The organism is Halorientalis litorea, from assembly GCF_023028225.1.
Lineage (GTDB): Archaea > Halobacteriota > Halobacteria > Halobacteriales > Haloarculaceae > Halorientalis > Halorientalis litorea.
The window spans coordinates 1,536,294-1,551,444 of record NZ_CP095482.1 but is presented as its reverse complement, the minus strand read 5'-3'; the positions used below and the strand labels follow the sequence as shown (position 1 = coordinate 1,551,444).

15 protein-coding genes are annotated in these 15,151 nt (G+C 67.0%); 6 read left to right on the top strand and 9 right to left on the bottom strand.

Annotated elements, in window-relative coordinates:
- Positions 1–1,737, top strand: coding sequence for an ATP-dependent DNA helicase (locus MUG95_RS08330; protein WP_247005613.1), 1,737 nt, complete (start codon positions 1–3; stop codon positions 1,735–1,737).
- Positions 1,738–1,760: 23 nt separating this feature from the next.
- Here MUG95_RS08330 and MUG95_RS08325 read toward each other — a convergent pair whose 3' ends face one another.
- The 3 genes from MUG95_RS08325 to MUG95_RS08315 all read right to left on the bottom strand — a co-directional run bounded on the left by MUG95_RS08325 (position 1,761) and on the right by MUG95_RS08315 (position 5,017).
- Entirely contained in the window at positions 1,761–2,618 is an 858-nt protein-coding gene (locus tag MUG95_RS08325; protein WP_247005612.1) for a hypothetical protein, read from the bottom strand.
- A gap of 174 nt (positions 2,619–2,792) precedes the next feature.
- On the bottom strand, positions 2,793–3,851 hold the full coding sequence (locus MUG95_RS08320; RefSeq protein WP_247005610.1) for a class I SAM-dependent methyltransferase: 1,059 nt from the start codon (positions 3,849–3,851) through the stop codon (positions 2,793–2,795).
- 14 nt (positions 3,852–3,865) lie between these two features.
- The gene (locus MUG95_RS08315) at positions 3,866–5,017 is read right to left on the bottom strand and encodes a 60S ribosomal export protein NMD3 (protein ID WP_247005608.1); all 1,152 of its coding nucleotides are present in this window, start codon (positions 5,015–5,017) and stop codon (positions 3,866–3,868) included.
- Between the two features lie 83 nt (positions 5,018–5,100).
- Between MUG95_RS08315 and htpX the strand changes: the two genes are divergently transcribed.
- Together htpX and pspAB are read left to right on the top strand one after the other, a co-directional pair.
- Complete coding sequence (gene htpX, locus MUG95_RS08310) at positions 5,101–5,970, top strand: zinc metalloprotease HtpX (protein ID WP_247005607.1); 870 nt, start codon at positions 5,101–5,103, stop codon at positions 5,968–5,970.
- 38 nt (positions 5,971–6,008) lie between these two features.
- Positions 6,009–6,620, top strand: coding sequence for a PspA-associated protein PspAB (pspAB, locus tag MUG95_RS08305; RefSeq protein WP_247005604.1), 612 nt, complete (start codon positions 6,009–6,011; stop codon positions 6,618–6,620).
- Positions 6,621–6,626: 6 nt separating this feature from the next.
- On the opposite strand, the gene MUG95_RS08300 is transcribed toward pspAB, so the two are convergent.
- Both MUG95_RS08300 and MUG95_RS08295 read right to left on the bottom strand, forming a co-directional pair.
- Positions 6,627–7,295: a histidine kinase N-terminal 7TM domain-containing protein gene (locus MUG95_RS08300; protein ID WP_247005603.1), complete on the bottom strand. Its 669-nt coding sequence runs from the start codon at positions 7,293–7,295 to the stop codon at positions 6,627–6,629.
- Between the two features lie 110 nt (positions 7,296–7,405).
- A complete protein-coding gene (locus tag MUG95_RS08295) occupies positions 7,406–8,068 on the bottom strand; it encodes a histidine kinase N-terminal 7TM domain-containing protein (protein WP_247005600.1) in 663 nt (220 codons plus the stop codon).
- Between the two features lie 187 nt (positions 8,069–8,255).
- On the opposite strand from MUG95_RS08295, the gene radA reads away from it, so the two are divergent.
- Positions 8,256–9,293 (top strand): DNA repair and recombination protein RadA, encoded by a 1,038-nt coding sequence (gene radA / locus MUG95_RS08290; protein WP_247005598.1) that lies wholly within the window; start codon positions 8,256–8,258, stop codon positions 9,291–9,293.
- Positions 9,294–9,553: 260 nt separating this feature from the next.
- Here radA and sufU read toward each other — a convergent pair whose 3' ends face one another.
- The gene (gene sufU / locus MUG95_RS08285; RefSeq protein ID WP_247005596.1) at positions 9,554–9,982 is read right to left on the bottom strand and encodes a Fe-S cluster assembly sulfur transfer protein SufU; all 429 of its coding nucleotides are present in this window, start codon (positions 9,980–9,982) and stop codon (positions 9,554–9,556) included.
- 99 nt (positions 9,983–10,081) lie between these two features.
- On the opposite strand from sufU, the gene MUG95_RS08280 reads away from it, so the two are divergent.
- Positions 10,082–10,660: a DUF7090 family protein gene (locus MUG95_RS08280; protein WP_247005589.1), complete on the top strand. Its 579-nt coding sequence runs from the start codon at positions 10,082–10,084 to the stop codon at positions 10,658–10,660.
- Between the two features lie 3 nt (positions 10,661–10,663).
- On the opposite strand, the gene MUG95_RS08275 is transcribed toward MUG95_RS08280, so the two are convergent.
- The 3 genes from MUG95_RS08275 to MUG95_RS08265 form a co-directional block, all read right to left on the bottom strand.
- Positions 10,664–10,837, bottom strand: coding sequence for a hypothetical protein (locus MUG95_RS08275; RefSeq protein ID WP_247005588.1), 174 nt, complete (start codon positions 10,835–10,837; stop codon positions 10,664–10,666).
- A 32-nt stretch (positions 10,838–10,869) separates the two neighbouring features.
- Positions 10,870–11,679 (bottom strand): DUF7089 family protein, encoded by an 810-nt coding sequence (locus MUG95_RS08270; protein WP_247005587.1) that lies wholly within the window; start codon positions 11,677–11,679, stop codon positions 10,870–10,872.
- A 136-nt stretch (positions 11,680–11,815) separates the two neighbouring features.
- Positions 11,816–13,285, bottom strand: coding sequence for an MATE family efflux transporter (locus tag MUG95_RS08265; protein WP_247005586.1), 1,470 nt, complete (start codon positions 13,283–13,285; stop codon positions 11,816–11,818).
- A gap of 147 nt (positions 13,286–13,432) precedes the next feature.
- Between MUG95_RS08265 and MUG95_RS08260 the strand changes: the two genes are divergently transcribed.
- Positions 13,433–15,151 carry a sensor histidine kinase gene (locus tag MUG95_RS08260; RefSeq protein WP_247005585.1) on the top strand — a complete coding sequence of 573 codons (1,719 nt, stop codon included), beginning with the start codon at positions 13,433–13,435 and terminating at the stop codon, positions 15,149–15,151.

The following is a 15,151-nucleotide window of genomic DNA, read 5'->3' as shown; positions in this document are numbered from 1 at the left end:
GTGAATCCAGCGCGCATCACCGAGGAGTTCCCCGCCCCGTCCTACCGCGGGAACCAAGAGCGCGCGCTCCAGGACATCCGGGAGGCCTTCGCGGCGGGCAACGACGTGGTACTGGTCCGCGCGCCGACCGGGAGCGGGAAGTCACTGCTCGCCCGCGCCATCGCCGGGTGTGCTCGGCGAGCGAGCGAGGCCGAGGCGACCGAACCCATCGGCGCGTACTACACGACGCCGCAGGTGTCCCAACTGGACGACGTGGCCGCGGACCCGCTGTTGGACGATTTGAACGTCATCCGCGGCAAGAACAACTACTCCTGTCTCCTCCCGGGGGAGACGGACACGCCGGTGAATCAGGCCCCCTGTGCCCGCGAACGGGGTTTCGACTGTCAGGTCAAACACCGATGTCCGTACTTCTCGGACCGCGCCATCGCGTCGAACCGGTCGATTGCGGCGATGACGCTGGCGTACTTCATGCAGACCGCCGGCTCTGACGTGTTCGGGACGCGGGACGTGGTGGTGATAGACGAGGCCCACGGCCTCGGGGAGTGGGCCGAGATGTACGCGACCATCGACCTCTCGGCCCGGATGCTCCCGGTCTGGGAGGACGTACGGCCACCCGACATCGGCGGACTGGACGAGGCCGCGGGCTACGCCGAGCGGGTGATGACAGTCTGTTCGCGCCGACAGGAGGAGCTACGGGGCAACGCCGAGTTGACGGCCGAGCAGGTGGCCGAGCGCGACCGGTTGACCGAACTCGTCTCGGAGTTACAGTGGTTCCTCGAAGATTATCGGGACCCCGAGGGCGCGACGACGTGGGTGGTCGACCAACCGGACGGGGAGGGCGGCGCGGTGACGGTCAAGCCGATGAACCCCGAGCGGTACCTCGAACACACCGTCTGGGACCGGGGTCAGAAGTTCGCGCTCCTGTCGGCGACCATCCTCAACAAGGACGCGTTCTGCGCCGGGGCGGGCCTCTCGCCCGACCGCGTGGCACTCGTGGAGGTCGACCACACGTTCCCCGTCGAGAACCGACCGCTGTACGACGTGACGGAGGGGAAGATGACCTACGAGGAGCGAGACCGGACGCTCCCGGACATCGCCCACACGCTCGTCCGCATCATGCAGGCCCACCCCGACGAGAAGGGGTTGGTCCACTGCCACTCCTACGACATTCAGGAGCGACTGCACGACCACCTCGCCGAGATGGGTGTCGCCGAGCGAGTGCGGACCCACGACCGGGAGAACCGCGACGCCGTGCTGGCGACGTGGAAGCGAGGCGACGGCGCGGACGTGTTCCTCTCGGTCAAGATGGAGGAGGCACTCGACTTGGAGGGTGACCTCGCCCGGTGGCAACTGCTCTGTAAGGCCCCCTATCCCAACACGCGTGACTCCCGGGTGTCGAAACGGCTCGAAGACGGACAGTGGGGCTGGTACTACCGGGCGGCACTGCGGACGGTGATTCAGGCCTGTGGGCGGGTCGTGCGCGCCCCGGACGACCACGGCGCGACGTATCTGGGCGACTCGTCGCTGCTCGACCTGTTCGAGCGTGCCCGGACCGACACCCCCGAGTGGTTCGCCGCGCAGGTCGACCGGATGAGCCGCCCCGACCTCCCGGCGTTCGACCCGGCGGCGGCCGTCGAGTCGAGCGGGACGGGACCACAGTCCGGGTCCCGGTCACGCCGTCGGCGGCCGTCCAGCGACACCACCGACGACCACCCCCTCTCCGACGTGTGGGACTGACTGGTTGCGAAGCGACACCCGAGTTACCACTCGACGTACGTGATGTACTCGTCGCCCTCGTACTCGACGAGCCACGTCCCGTAGGCGTCCGTCACCTCGAAGCCGTCCCGCGCCCGGAACCGGTCGACGAGCGAGCGGAAGGCGTCGTCGTCCTCGAAGTAGGCTCCGTCGATTGCCTCCTCGACGACCGCCCGCTCTGCGTCGGAGAGGCCCGAGAGGACGAACAGGTACTGGTCGCGCACGTCCTGTACGAACGTCTCGACGTCGGGCGCGACTTCCGTCACTTCGTAGCGGTACTTGCCTGCCTCGGTAGTCCGGGACTCGACCCCGATTCGGTACCGGTCCTCGCCGCGGGTGATGACGTCGTACTGCTGGTCCGGGACGAACACGGAGTCGTTGCCGACCTCCGTTTCGGACCCGTAACCGATGCCGGCGTCGAACCCCTCCCGCTGGGGCGGTTCGTCTTCCGAGAGGATTCGGTCGAGACGCTGGCGGTCGGTCTCGGGGAGGTCGTCGTAGGCGATTTCTCGTGCCTCGGGCGATGTCTCGCCGGGGTTGAAATCGACCATCACCTCGTAGACGGTCACCTCACTAGTTTCGACGCGAGTCTCGGTGACGTCGTAGAACGCGTCCTCGTATCTGACCGTGTCGACGCGGTCGAAGAGGGTGCGTCGTCCCCATCGCGTGGCGGTCCCGTTCTGGACGGCGTCCGAGACGACGGGATACTCGTCGGAGCCGGGGGCTGCAACCGTCGAGACTTCGTCCGCGATGTCGTCGGCTGTCGCATCGTTCATGTCGAACACGACCGACGGGTGACCGCACCCGGCGACAGCGACGGAGAGGAGGGCTGTTCCACTCGCGAGGAACTGGCGGCGTCGCATACTCGGTCGTGATGTATCCGACTGCGAAAGCGTTCCGGTCGCGTGCGGCGTCAGATGATGGTCGCCGCGTACGCGAGCGACGAGCCGAGCATCAGAACGACGAGGACGATAGCCATAATCTGCTGTCTGTCCATACCGATGCGTGGCGGCACGAGGAATTAGGGTTTACGACCGTCAGTCGACCCGGGCGTCGACGACGACGTGGGCGACACCCTCGCTGTACCCCTTCACGCGCCGACGGTCGAGTATCTCGACACGCCGGCCCGCGTCGTTCACGGCCGTTTCCAGTCGCTCCACGGGACGCTCGAAGACGAGGGACTCGGGCGTCGCCTCGTGCATGTGGAGGACGCCCCCGGGTTCGAGGGCGGCGAGGGCCGCGTCGAGGTACTCCCACGCCTCGTAGTAGCCCATCACGACGCGGTCGGCCTCGACGCCGCCGGCCACCTCACGGCAGTCCGCACGGTAGAGGTCCACCCGGTCGTGAACGTCGTTCAGTTTCGCGTTCTCCAGCAGGTAGCGGAACGAGGTGGCGTTGATTTCGGCCGCCGTCACTCGCGCCCCGGCCCGCGCCATCGGGAGCGTGAAGTAGCCGATGCCAGCGAACATGTCGAAGACGCGTTCGCCGTCGTCGGTCACGTCCCCCATTCGTGCGCGCTCGGCCTTGTTCCCCGGCGAGAACATCACCGCCGCGAGGTCCAGCGCGTAGCGCGTACCGTGTTCCGTGTGGACCGTCTCGGTGTCCCCGTCGCCCGCGACGACGGTCACGTCTGGTTCCCGCTGTGTGCCGTCGATGCCGCCGCGGGCGAGGACCGTGTCGGCGTTCTCGTGGAGCGAGAGCAGGGCGTCGCCCACCTCTGCCGGTCGGGGCGCGTCGCCCATCTCGACGAGGACGACGGTGCCGACGACGGCCCACGACCCCGGCGCGCGCGCGAGTTCGTCGTCGCTCCACCCGCGCTCGCGGAGGTGGTCTTCGAGCGTCCGCAGACGGGGGGCCGGGTCCTGCCGGACGACCTGTCGAACTGCCGTCTCCACGGGTGGGTCCGTCACCGGGAGTGCCACCGCGTCGTCGCCGAACGGCCGCACCTGCCGGTCGGCGTCGTAGACGCCCTCGGCACGGAGCGACGCCATCGCGTCCTCGGTCCGGGGTTTGCCGACGACGGCGGCGAGGGGTTTGTCGGCGGTGTCCAGCGGGTCGCGGTCGGCGGGCGTCGCGGAGTCGTCGTCCTCAGACATCGGTCGCTCCGCCCTCACACATTGTCGGTCGCCTCGTCTTCGGGTGGGAGGACGTGTAACCCGGCGCGACTCTTCAGGACGGGGACGGTGTCGGCGTCGGTGTCGAGGTAGTCGGGGCGGGCGACAGTTTTGGCCTCGTAGGTCTCCGGGTCGAGTACCTGTACGGCGTGGTCGTCCTCGACGGCGACCAGCGTGGTCTCGGTGGCGTCCGCTCGGGACCCGAGCCGTCGGGCTTCGGGGGCGTCGCCGTCCTCGAAAGCGGCCTCGTACTCCTCGCCGGTGGTCAGCCGGCGGCCCTTGAGGTTCCCGCGGACGCTCCGGACCAGCACCGGCCCCCCGTCGTCGTCGGGGTCGATGACTTCGCCCGGGCGATAGCGGGGCAGGCGGATGGCGTAGGTGACGCGGTACACCTCGTTGCCGTCCGAATCCTCGGTGACGAGCGTCTCGGCACTCGTGTAGGACCCGCCGAGTTGTCGGACGATGCGTTCGGCGATGCCGCCACCCATCTGCGTCGTGGATATCTTCATGTCGAGGCCACCGGGTACGTCACTCGACTCGGTGATGTACGCCTCGCGGTCACCTTTCGACTCCCGGTCGGCGACGTACTCGCGGGCAATTTCCTCGGCGCGGTCGAGTTCGTCGTCGCTCGGGGTCCGCTCGTCGCCCCGAACCTGGACGATGGCGGCGTAGGAGCCCCCGGCGATGCGACCACAGCGTTTGCAGGTCTCCTGTGCGATTTTCACGGGGACGAGCACCTCCTCGACGACGGGCGTCTCGCGGACGGTCCCGGTGAACCGGCAGTGCATCTTCACGGTGGTCTCGTCGACCTGTTCGGGCCGGACCTCCCAGTTCACGTCCGTCGCGTCGACGTGGACGCCGAGGGCCTCGCTGACCTCCTCGATTGCGATGTCGGTGTAGTCGCGCGCGCCCACGTCGACCCACCGGTTGCCCCGGTGGACGGCCCCGCACCGCGAGCAGACGCGGACTTCGATGCGGTCGGGGGCGTCGACGAGGTCGAACTGCTCGAAGTAACAGGAGTCACAGAGGACGCTGTCGGGGTCGCGCTGGAGTGGCTGTCCGTCGCTGTCCCCGTCGGCGGGACGTTCGCGAGCGGTGCCCGTCGTCGCCTCGCCACAGCGCGGGCAGAACTCGCGTGACTCGGTCATTGCGGACAGGTACACCGCTGGTGCTGTTAAGTTGCCCGCTCCGACCACGGCGAGCTTAATTGTCACCGTCCCCTATCGCAGGTATGGAGTGGCAGACAGACTGGGGGCTCCGGGGCCGCATGGCCTTCACCATGGTTCTGCTCGGCGTCCTCTACGTCGCGTTCATCGGCGTCCTCTCGCTGTACTTCGAGGGGTACCTGCCCATCCTCGTCGTGATGGGGGGGTTCATGCTCGCGCAGTTTTTCTTCAGCGACAAACTCGCCCTGCGGAGCATGGGTGCGAAGGAAGTCAGCGAGTCGGAGTATCCGGACCTCCACCGCTCGGTCCGGCGGCTCTCACAGCAGGCCGACCTGCCGATGCCGACGGTGGCCGTCGCCGAGTCGAACGTCCCCAACGCCTTCGCCACCGGCCGGTCGAAAGACACCGCCGCCGTCGCCGTGACGACGGGCCTGCTACAGACCCTCGACCGGGAGGAACTCGACGGCGTGCTCGCCCACGAACTGGCCCACATCAAGAACCGGGACGTGATGGTGATGACCATCGCGTCGTTTCTCTCGACCATCGCCTTCTTCATCGTCCGCTGGGGGTGGCTGTTCGGCGGGCGCAACCGGCGCGGCGGGGGCGGCGTCATCGTCGCCATCCTGATTTCCCTCGTGGTGTGGGTGGTTTCGTTCCTGCTCATCCGCGCGCTCTCGCGGTACCGCGAGTTCGCGGCCGACCGCGGCGGGGCGATGATAACCGGCCGCCCCTCCGCGCTGGCGAGCGCGCTGCTGAAGATAGACGGCCGGATGGACAAGATCCCACAGGAGGACATGCGCGAACAGGCCGAGATGAACGCGTTCTTCATCATCCCCATCAAGAGCGGGTTCATCGGCAAGTTGGCCCGGACCCACCCCCAGACCGAACGGCGGGTCGAGCGACTGCGGGCGATGGAGCGCGAGATGGAGCGGTAAACGACACCTACACGGAGCGCGGACGCGAAACAGCGACGATGGGACTGCTCGACGGGCTGAAATCGGCACTCGGACTCCGGGCCGGGGCCGACGCGACGCGGGACGCCGACCCCGAGGACCTCTTCGGGATGAGTACCGCCTACGTGACGATGGCGGCCAACCTCGATTACGAACCGGCGGGCGTGGCCGCGCTCTGTTTCGCCGCAGTCGACAGCACCGACTTCGCGGCCGCCGTCGACGACGTGGAGGCGATTCTCGCGGCGGGCGCGGAGGAGACCGGCACCGACGCCGCGTTCGTCGGGGACCGCCACGGCTACGACTGGGTCGTCTTGGAGGACGACGACGTGGAAGATTTGGTGACGAGCGTCCACTTCGCGGCCGATACGCTGGTCGAACAGGGGTTCGGGTCGCGGCTCCTCGCGGCACTGTTCGCCTTCGAGAAACCCGACGCCGACACGCCCGTCTACTGGGTGTACTCGTTCCGTCGCGGGTCGTACTACCCGTTCGCACCCGTCGGCGACCACGAACGGGATACCGGCGCGGAGTTCAAGTTAGAGAGCGTGCTGGACGGGGAACTCGACGTGGAAGGGGACAAGGAGTACTGGTACCCGCTCTGGCCCGAGCGGGCGGGTCGGCACCCGTGGGAGTGAGGACACTCAGAGGTAGAACATCGCGACCAACATCAACAGGCCCGCGGGGAGGAAGGCGAACGCCCCGTAGTCGATGCCCGAGACGCCGGCGACGTACAGGCCGGTGCCGACGGCGGGAAGCACCGTCGCCACGAGGAGGAGCGACGCGGTGTTGCTCCGTGCCCCCTCGCGGTCGACGGCCCGCCGCGCGAACAGGAAGATGGCCCCGACGGCGAGCGTGAACTGGTAACTGACGTAGACGACGAACCACGGCCCCCAGTCGGCGGTCACCGACGGGACGGCTCCGGGGTCGAAGACGTACCGCGCCGCCCAGATACCGGCGGGGTTCCGCCAGACGGCGACGGCGGTGAACGACGGGAGCGCGAACAGCGCGAGGACGTACTGGAGCGTCAGGTCGTCGCGGTCGGTCAGTTCCAGCGCGAGGACGAAAATCGCCACGGGGACGACCGTACTGCCGACGAATCGGAGTCTGAGCCACAAGAGTGCTGGGTCGACGGCCGTACTCGACAGTTCGAGCGCGTACGCACCCGCCCAGAGTGCCGCCCCGCTGAACACACCGGCGAGCGGATACGCCCCCTTCTGTCCGCGGTAGTTCAACGACAGTACCGCCAACCCGGCCCCCACGACGGCGACGACGAGCAACGGGACTGTAAGCGGCGTGACTTCCACCACCATCCCAGAAGGGTGTCAATTCGTTATAATATATAAGTATGTGCCGGCAACGGGGGGCGACACGGCTCTGCGCGTCGGAAAAAGCGTAAGATCCGCGTCCGAATCGTCGCCGGTCAGAGGTAGAACATCGCGAATATCATCAGCAGGCCGGAGACGAGGAACGTGAACGGCGTCGCGTCGATCGTGGTCATCCCGACGAGGTAGACGGTATAGGTGACGACTGGAATCGCCGTGACGAGGACGAACACCGACGGCGTCGTGATGAACGAGTCGGTGTCCTGTTGGAGTGCACGTTGGCCGAACAGCCCCAACGCGGCCACAGCAAGCAACATCAGGGCAGTGGAGGCGACGTAGAACAGCGGCCCCCACTGGATGCTCGCGCCGTCGACGGCCGCGTTCGTTATCGTACTCTGGACCGCCCAGAGTTCGTGCATCGAGTTCGTGAGGATGAGTGCGAACAACCCGAACAAGACGGCGAAGATGCCGCCGACGTTCCGAGCGGTCACCAGTTCCTCACGGCCGGTGAGCTGGAGCGCGATGACGAAAATCGCGACCGGAACGATACCGGCACCGGCGAATCTGATGGCGTGTGCGAGGAACATCTGGTTCGTCAACTCGACGGCGTAACCGCCAGCCCAGAGAACGGCCCCGCCGAAGATACCCATCAGCGAGTACGCTCCCTTCTGTTCTCGGTTGAGCGCGGTCAGTGCGAACAGCCCCGTCCCCAGTACAACGACAACCCACAGCGGAATTGTGAGCGTTGTCAGCTCCACCATATGTGTTGACAAACATGCATATCATCCTATATAAATTTGTATTAAATTATGGTCAACGAAAACGAGTTTCATGGGTCAAGGTACCGGGAAGCAACCCATCCGCCGCGGACGCACACGCTCGGCAACAGTTTCACTTTCACTTTGGTGTTAACGAGGGTTTATGTGACAGGCGGCAGAAGCCCGGGGTATGGCAGCAACCGAAGACCTCGAAGAACTGCCGGGCGTGGGTCCGGCGACAGCGGAGAAGCTACAGGACAACGGGTTCGACTCGTATCAGGGCATCGCGGTGGCGAGTCCGGGGGAACTCTCGAACACGGCCGACATCGGCGAGTCCAGTGCCGCCGACATCATTCAGGCCGCCCGCGAGGCCGCCGACATCGGCGGCTTCGAGTCTGGCGCGCAGGTCCTCGAACGCCGCGAGCAAATCGGCAAACTCACGTGGGGCGTCGAAGAAGTCGACGACTTGCTCGGCGGCGGCGTCGAAACCCAGTCCATCACCGAAGTGTACGGCGAGTTCGGTGCCGGGAAGTCACAGGTCACCCACCAGCTCGCGGTGAACGTCCAGCTCCCGAGTGAACACGGGGGGCTGGAGGGCAGTGCCATCTTCGTCGACTCCGAGGACACCTTCCGTCCCGAGCGTATCGACCAGATGGTCCGCGGACACGACGACGAGGTACTCCAGGACACGATGGAGTTGTTCGGGATGGAGGAGGCAAGCGTCGACAACGAAGAAGACGTCGAGGCACTGGTCGAGGCGGTACTCGACAACATCCACGTCGCCAAGGCCTTCAACTCCAACCACCAGATTCTGCTCGCCGAGAAGGCGAAGGAACTCGCCAGCGAGAGCCAAGACGACGAGTTCCCCGTCCGTCTCCTCTGTGTCGACTCACTGACCGCCCACTTCCGCGCCGAGTACGTCGGCCGTGGCGAACTCGCCGAACGCCAGCAGAAGCTCAACAAGCACCTCCACGACCTGATGCGCGTCGGCGACCTGAACAACACCGCCGTCGTCGTCACCAATCAGGTGGCGGCCAACCCCGACTCCTTCTTCGGCGACCCGACCCAACCCATCGGCGGCAACATCCTCGGACACACCTCCACGTTCCGCATGTACCTCCGCAAGTCCAAGGGGAACAAGCGCATCGTCAAACTCGTCGACGCGCCGAACCTCCCCGACGGCGAGGGCGTCATGCGCGTCGAGGAAGGCGGCCTGATGGACGAATAACGACCACGTTTTTACAAGGAGGGGTATCCTCGCGCTGCGCGCTGGGGTACCCCTCCTTGTAAAAACGTGGGGAAAAACGACCTGCGACCTCGCTTCGCTCGGTCGCAGTGAACCGCGCTCGCTTGCTCGCGGCGTCGCTGCTCGCACTCCCGAGACGCTCCCTCCGGTCGCGTCTCGCTCCGCTCGCGCGGATGCTGGTGCTTTCTACCGCTGACCGCACGACTGCGACGGCCTCGTCGACAGAAATCCCAAACGGACGGTCAGTCGTCGTCTTCGGTGGTCGTCTTCTCGACGTCCAACTCGCCGAAGTAGATGTCGGCCCCGTCCTGTGCCACCTTCTCGGCCAGCACCGCGCACTTGACCCGCATCGGGGAGATGTCGACGCCGAGCATGTCGACGATGTCGTCGCGGTCCATCTCGCGTAACTCCTCGACAGCCATCCCCTGTAGCTTCTCCGAGAGCATCGAGGCCGAGGCTTGACTGATAGCACAGCCGTCACCTTGGAAGGCGACGTACTCGATGGTCTCCTCGTCGTCGTCGAGTTTGACCTGCATCTCGATGGTGTCACCGCACATCGGGTTCTCGCCGACGTGGGTGTACGTGGGGTCCTCGACTTCCCCGTAGTTACGCGGGTTCTTGTAGTGGTCGAGAATCTGCTGTCGGTACATGTCCGAGCCACCGATACCCATTGTTGTCTGTAGTAGGCACGTCCGACCCAAAAGCGTTCCGAGGGACGCGTGGCGAGTCGACCCGCAACCTTAACGCCCGGGCCGCCGCTTTGGGGCAGTATGGAGTACGAACTCGCCATCGAGAACGCGCCCGAGACCATCTCCGGGGGGACGGGCGTCCTGCTTCTCCACCCGAGTACCGGCGAGACGGACCGCATCGACACGGATTTCCTCTCGACCGACACCGACCACATGCTCATCGTCTCCACCCGGACCACCGCCCGGGAGGTCGAGCAGAAACTCGAACATTACGAGGTCGACGAGGAGCGGGCGGTCGTCCTCGACACGCTCTCGGTCGAACGGGGCTACACGCGCCGCCCCACCGAGAACGTCAAGTACCTCTCGTCCCCCGACGACGTGAGCGGCATCGTCGAGACGACGCGGGAGTTCCTCACGAGCCACGAGGGCAAACGGCGGGTCAGCGTCGACTCCGTCACGGAGATGGCTTACTACGCCGACGAGGAGCGCGCACGCGGAGCCGTCGAGGACATCCTCGCGCTCATCCGCGAACACGACGCCGTTGGCCTGTTCCACCTCGCCGAGGAGGTCCACGACGAGGAAATCGTCGACGGCTACCGCGAGTTGTTCGACGGCGTCGTCGAACTCTCCGCGGACGGCACCGTCACGAGCGATTTCTGACCGTCACTGCTCGTCGTTTTCGAGGGCTGTCGCGATTCGGTCGAGTCGCTCGGCCGTCTCCTTCGTGTTGTGTCTGATGTCGAGGAGCAACACGAACAGGTAGACGACCGCTGCGAGGTACACGAGCGCGAAGATGCCGCCGAGGGCACCCACGGCGAAGAGGGCGGTGAGGACCATCGTCGTGACAGTCGCACCGTCCCGTCAAAAAGTCACTCGTCCAGTTCCGCGAACGTCTTCTCGGCCCACGTCACCGCGTACTCGGCCCCGTGGTCGCGGTAGGCACTCGTATCGAGTGCAGCGAAGGGGGCGGGCAGTTCGACCGGCGGGTCCGTTCCGTCGGGAGCGGCGGCGTGTTTGACCGCGCTACAGGCGAGTTCGGCCGCCGCCGGGAACGCCGTCTCCCCGCGCGCCACCTCGCCCGGCAGGTCGGTGAGGCGGGGCACGAGCCGTTCGCCCGCGTCCAGCCACGCCGCGAACAGGTCCGGGTACGCCTCGTCCCAGTCGACGAACGTCTCGCGCGTGTGCAGACCGGTGTAGGCCGTCGTGAGCGCGGCCGCGAGCTGGTAGGTGCCGGCCGGGTCGAGCGGGACAGCACTCGCCAACTCCCGGTACCGGGACTCGAAAAAGGGCAGGAAGTGTTCGGGCACGTCCGACCCGGCCTCGAGTAGTGCTTCGGCGACGAGAAAGCGGACGAACGACTCGGGGGACCCCTCCAGTCGCGGCTTGACAAACACCGTCGGCGGGTCGGTCTGCCGGGTCCACGCGACACCGCCGTCGCCGGGCATCCCGACGGTGAACTCGTCTCCGGCGTACCGCCGGAGTTCGTCGGGGGCATCCGCCGGGAGCCACGACTCGGGGTAGGTCGCCGGGTCGAGTGCGTCCGTGAGGAGCGCGAGTTCCTCCGCGACGGCCGGGTCGAGCGTCTCGAAGTCACGGGCACAGTCCACCACGAGCGCGCCCGGCGCGTGTGCTGTGCGGACCGCCGACAGGTCGCCGGAGAGGTCACGCGCCTCGAACATCAGGCTAGTGCCGAGTTGACGAGGAGTGCGACGGCGAGCAGTCCGAAGACGGCGAGGCTGACGAGGACGACTTTCGTTGCCTGACTCATGCCCGCACGTTCCGTCAGGAGGGGTTTAAAGCCTTCAGTTCGCGTCGTCAGTCGTCGCCGGGGTCGGGGCCGACGCCGGCCGCGCGCGCGACCAGTTGCCACTTCCCGCTAGCGAAGCGGGCGGAGTTGATGCCCGCTTTGAGGTAGTAGTCGCCGACCAAGGCGACGTAGACGGCCGGGAGTCCCCAGCCGAGTCCCGGCGCGACGGAGACGCCGCCGACGGTGACTGCGAACCCGGCCGGGAGCGCGAGGGCGGCGACGGGCAGGCGGAACAGGTAGGAGCCGACGAACTGGGCGTACAGCGGCCAACGCGTGTCGCCCGCGCCGCGCAGACTGCCACGCATCGTCCGCGAGAGGGAGAACCCGACGATGACGAGGCCGAACACGCGGATGAAGGAGACGGCGAGCCCCGGGTACTCGGTCCCGAACGCGAGCGCGATGGGGCGGGCGCCGGCGACGAGCACCGCGCCGAACAGGAGTTGCGTGACGATGGCGATACGGGCGGTCTGCCACCCGTAGGCGGTCGCCGTGCGGTCGTCGCCGGCACCGACCGCCTGTCCGACGAGCGTGCTCGCGGCGGTGGCGTACCCCCACGCGGGCATCAGCGAGAGGAGCATGACGCGGCGTGCGATGGCGTAGGCGGCGACGACGGGCGTGCCCAGCACCCCGAGGACGAACAGGAAGGGGAAGCGCGCGACCGTCTGGAGCAGGCGCATACCCGAGAGCGGGAGCGCGACGCGAACGATTTCCCGACACAGCGAGAGGTCGAGTTGTGGTCCCGTGAGAGGGAGCCGAACCGCGTACCGGCCCGAGGCGAGCAGGCCGAAGAAGACCACGCCCGCGAGCGCGTTGGCGGCGGCCGTCCCGATGGCCGCGCCCGCCACGCCGAGGCGCGGAAACGGCCCGAGGCCGAACACGAGGACGGCGTTGATGACGACGTTGGTCGGCAGGGTCAGGAGACGGACGTACATCGGCGTGCGCGTGTCACCGCTCCCGGCGAGTGCCCGCGCGGCGACCATGCTCCAGAAGCGGAAGGCGAGCGTGAGCATCACCAGTCGCAGGTACGTCGCCCCGAGGTCGATGGTACGCGGGTCGTCGGTCAGCACGTCGACGAGCGCGGGGGCGGCGACCCACGCCACCACCGTCAGCGGGAGCGAGACGGCGAGCGAGAGCCACAGCGACTGCTTGACGGCGAGGTTCGCCCGCGCCGGTCGGTCGGCCCCCTGAAGTCTGGAGACGACGCTGATGGTCCCGCTGGTCAGTGCCAACGCCAGCCCGAAGCCGACGAAGTAGTACTGGAAGCCGAACTCCAGCGCGGCGATAGCAGTGTCACCGATGGCGAGGCCGACGAACAGGAAGTCGGCCACCCGCAGGAGGACGCGGAGTCCGCCGGTGACCATCACCGGAACGGCGAGGTCGAACGCCTCCGAGGCCTGCTCCCGGTCGACCAACCCCAACCGTGCCAGCATCGCCGGGAACCGCATCAGCGCGGCCCGGACGGCGGCGCGAGACCACATTCCACCCGGGCTACGCGCTCCGTCCCCCTCTGTCTTCGGGATTGGCTCGGTGGCCCGAACTGCCGGCCGCGGCGAAAGTGTTACCCAATTGTATCGACAAGCGTGTCGGGAAGGTCAATTAAATAGGCTGGCGACAAACAGTTCTGTGTGTTGGTTGGCACGGACCTCTACGCGGCTTTCCTGTTGCTCACAGTCCTTCCGACGGGATACCTGATTTGTCGGCTCTGGGACCACCGCGAACAGCCGGGTGGCCGCTGGTTCGTCCTCGCGCTCTCCGGGGCGACGGGGTGGGCCGTCTGCTGGGGGTTGATGTTGCTGTTCAACGGGTACACGCTCTCGCTGCTGAGCATGAACCTCGTCATCGTGTTCGTCACCGTCGCGTTCGTCGGAATGTTGTTCATGGCTATCGAGTACACGTGGCGGACACACGTCGGCTACCGAATCATCGCCCCGGTACTCGTCGTGCCCGTGGCCGTCCAACTCCTGCTCTGGACGAACTCGCTCCACGGACTGTTCTGGGGTCCCGAGACGTTCGTCGACGCGCGCGGCGTTCTCCAGTTGGACCACGGTATCGGCTTTTTCCTGCACACCGGCTACGGCTACCTGCTCGTCGTCACGAGTCTCGTCCTCCTCGTCGTCGCGCTCGTCGACCGCAAGGGGCTGTACCGGAAACAGGCGGCACTGATGCTCGTCGGCTGGGTCGTTCCGGCGGCGACGTCCGTCGTGTTCGTCTCCGGCGTGTTCCCGACGGACTACCTCAACCCGACGCCGGTCGGGTTCCTCGTCGGCGTCAGCATCTGGGGGTGGGCACTGTTCCGGTACCGCCTGCTGCGAGCGATGCCCATCGCCCGCCGGACGGCCCTCCGCGAGATGGACGAGGGCGTCCTCATCCTCGACGAAGAGATGGTCATCACCGACGCGAACCCGGCCGCGCAGGTGATGTTAGACACCGACGGAGACCCCGCCGGCCGACGCCTCGAAGCGGTACTCGACCCGTTCCCGTCGCTCCAATCGGCACTCCACGGCGGGCCAGTCACCGACCGGACGGTCGCAGTCTCGTCCGCGGGCGACGAGCGGTTCCTGACCGTGAGCAAGACCCCAATCGAGCAGGGAGAGGCCGCGATAGGGTGGGTCGTCGCGCTGAAAGACCAGACCGAACTGATGCGCCACGAGGAGGACCTCGAACTCCTGCGGGAGGTCCTCGGCAGGGTCCTGCGTCACGACATCAGAAACAAGCTGAACGTCGTCCGGATGAACGGGGAACTGCTCGCACACAGGACGGACGGCGACCTGCGCGAGAAGGCCCGACGGGTCGTCGACAGCGCGGACGACATCATCGAGACGGCCGAGACGGCGCGGGCGATAGAGTCGCTGGTCGACGCCGACAGGGACCGCTACGACATCGACCTCGTGGCTGTCGTCAGCGACACCGTCGACTGGGCGACGGAGAAGTACCCGACGGCCGTCATCGAAGTCGAGACCCCGACGGAAGCGTGGGTCCGTGCCGACGAGGCGGTCACGCTGGCGGTGCGGAGCCTCGTCGAGAACGCCATCGACCACAACGAGGGGCCCGCGCCGTCGGTCCGGGTCGCCGTCGAGACGGCGGCCGAAGCCGTCCGGCTCGTCGTCGAGGACGACGGCCCGGGTATCACCCAGCAGGAACGGCAGGTGTTCTACAGTCGGTCGATAGACCAACTCAACCACGGGTCGGGGCTGGGGCTGTGGCTGGTCGATTGGGTCGTCCGAAACTCCGAGGCGAGCCTCGACATCGACGCCGACGACTCAGGCACGCGCGTCAGCGTGACGTTCACCCGGAGTTTCGAGACGGCGGACGCGGACCGCGACGCCGACCGGGAGCGGCCCTAG

Coding starts and splice junctions, on each gene's coding strand:
- MUG95_RS08325 (WP_247005612.1), bottom strand. CDS start 2,618: ATGCGACGCCGCCAGTTCCTCGCGAGTGGAACAGCCCTCCTCTCCGTC.
- MUG95_RS08320 (WP_247005610.1), bottom strand. CDS start 3,851: ATGTCTGAGGACGACGACTCCGCGACGCCCGCCGACCGCGACCCGCTG.
- MUG95_RS08315 (WP_247005608.1), bottom strand. CDS start 5,017: ATGACCGAGTCACGCGAGTTCTGCCCGCGCTGTGGCGAGGCGACGACG.
- htpX (WP_247005607.1), top strand. CDS start 5,101: ATGGAGTGGCAGACAGACTGGGGGCTCCGGGGCCGCATGGCCTTCACC.
- pspAB (WP_247005604.1), top strand. CDS start 6,009: ATGGGACTGCTCGACGGGCTGAAATCGGCACTCGGACTCCGGGCCGGG.
- MUG95_RS08300 (WP_247005603.1), bottom strand. CDS start 7,295: ATGGTGGTGGAAGTCACGCCGCTTACAGTCCCGTTGCTCGTCGTCGCC.
- MUG95_RS08295 (WP_247005600.1), bottom strand. CDS start 8,068: ATGGTGGAGCTGACAACGCTCACAATTCCGCTGTGGGTTGTCGTTGTA.
- radA (WP_247005598.1), top strand. CDS start 8,256: ATGGCAGCAACCGAAGACCTCGAAGAACTGCCGGGCGTGGGTCCGGCG.
- sufU (WP_247005596.1), bottom strand. CDS start 9,982: ATGGGTATCGGTGGCTCGGACATGTACCGACAGCAGATTCTCGACCAC.
- MUG95_RS08280 (WP_247005589.1), top strand. CDS start 10,082: ATGGAGTACGAACTCGCCATCGAGAACGCGCCCGAGACCATCTCCGGG.
- MUG95_RS08275 (WP_247005588.1), bottom strand. CDS start 10,837: ATGGTCCTCACCGCCCTCTTCGCCGTGGGTGCCCTCGGCGGCATCTTC.
- MUG95_RS08270 (WP_247005587.1), bottom strand. CDS start 11,679: ATGTTCGAGGCGCGTGACCTCTCCGGCGACCTGTCGGCGGTCCGCACA.
- MUG95_RS08265 (WP_247005586.1), bottom strand. CDS start 13,285: ATGTGGTCTCGCGCCGCCGTCCGGGCCGCGCTGATGCGGTTCCCGGCG.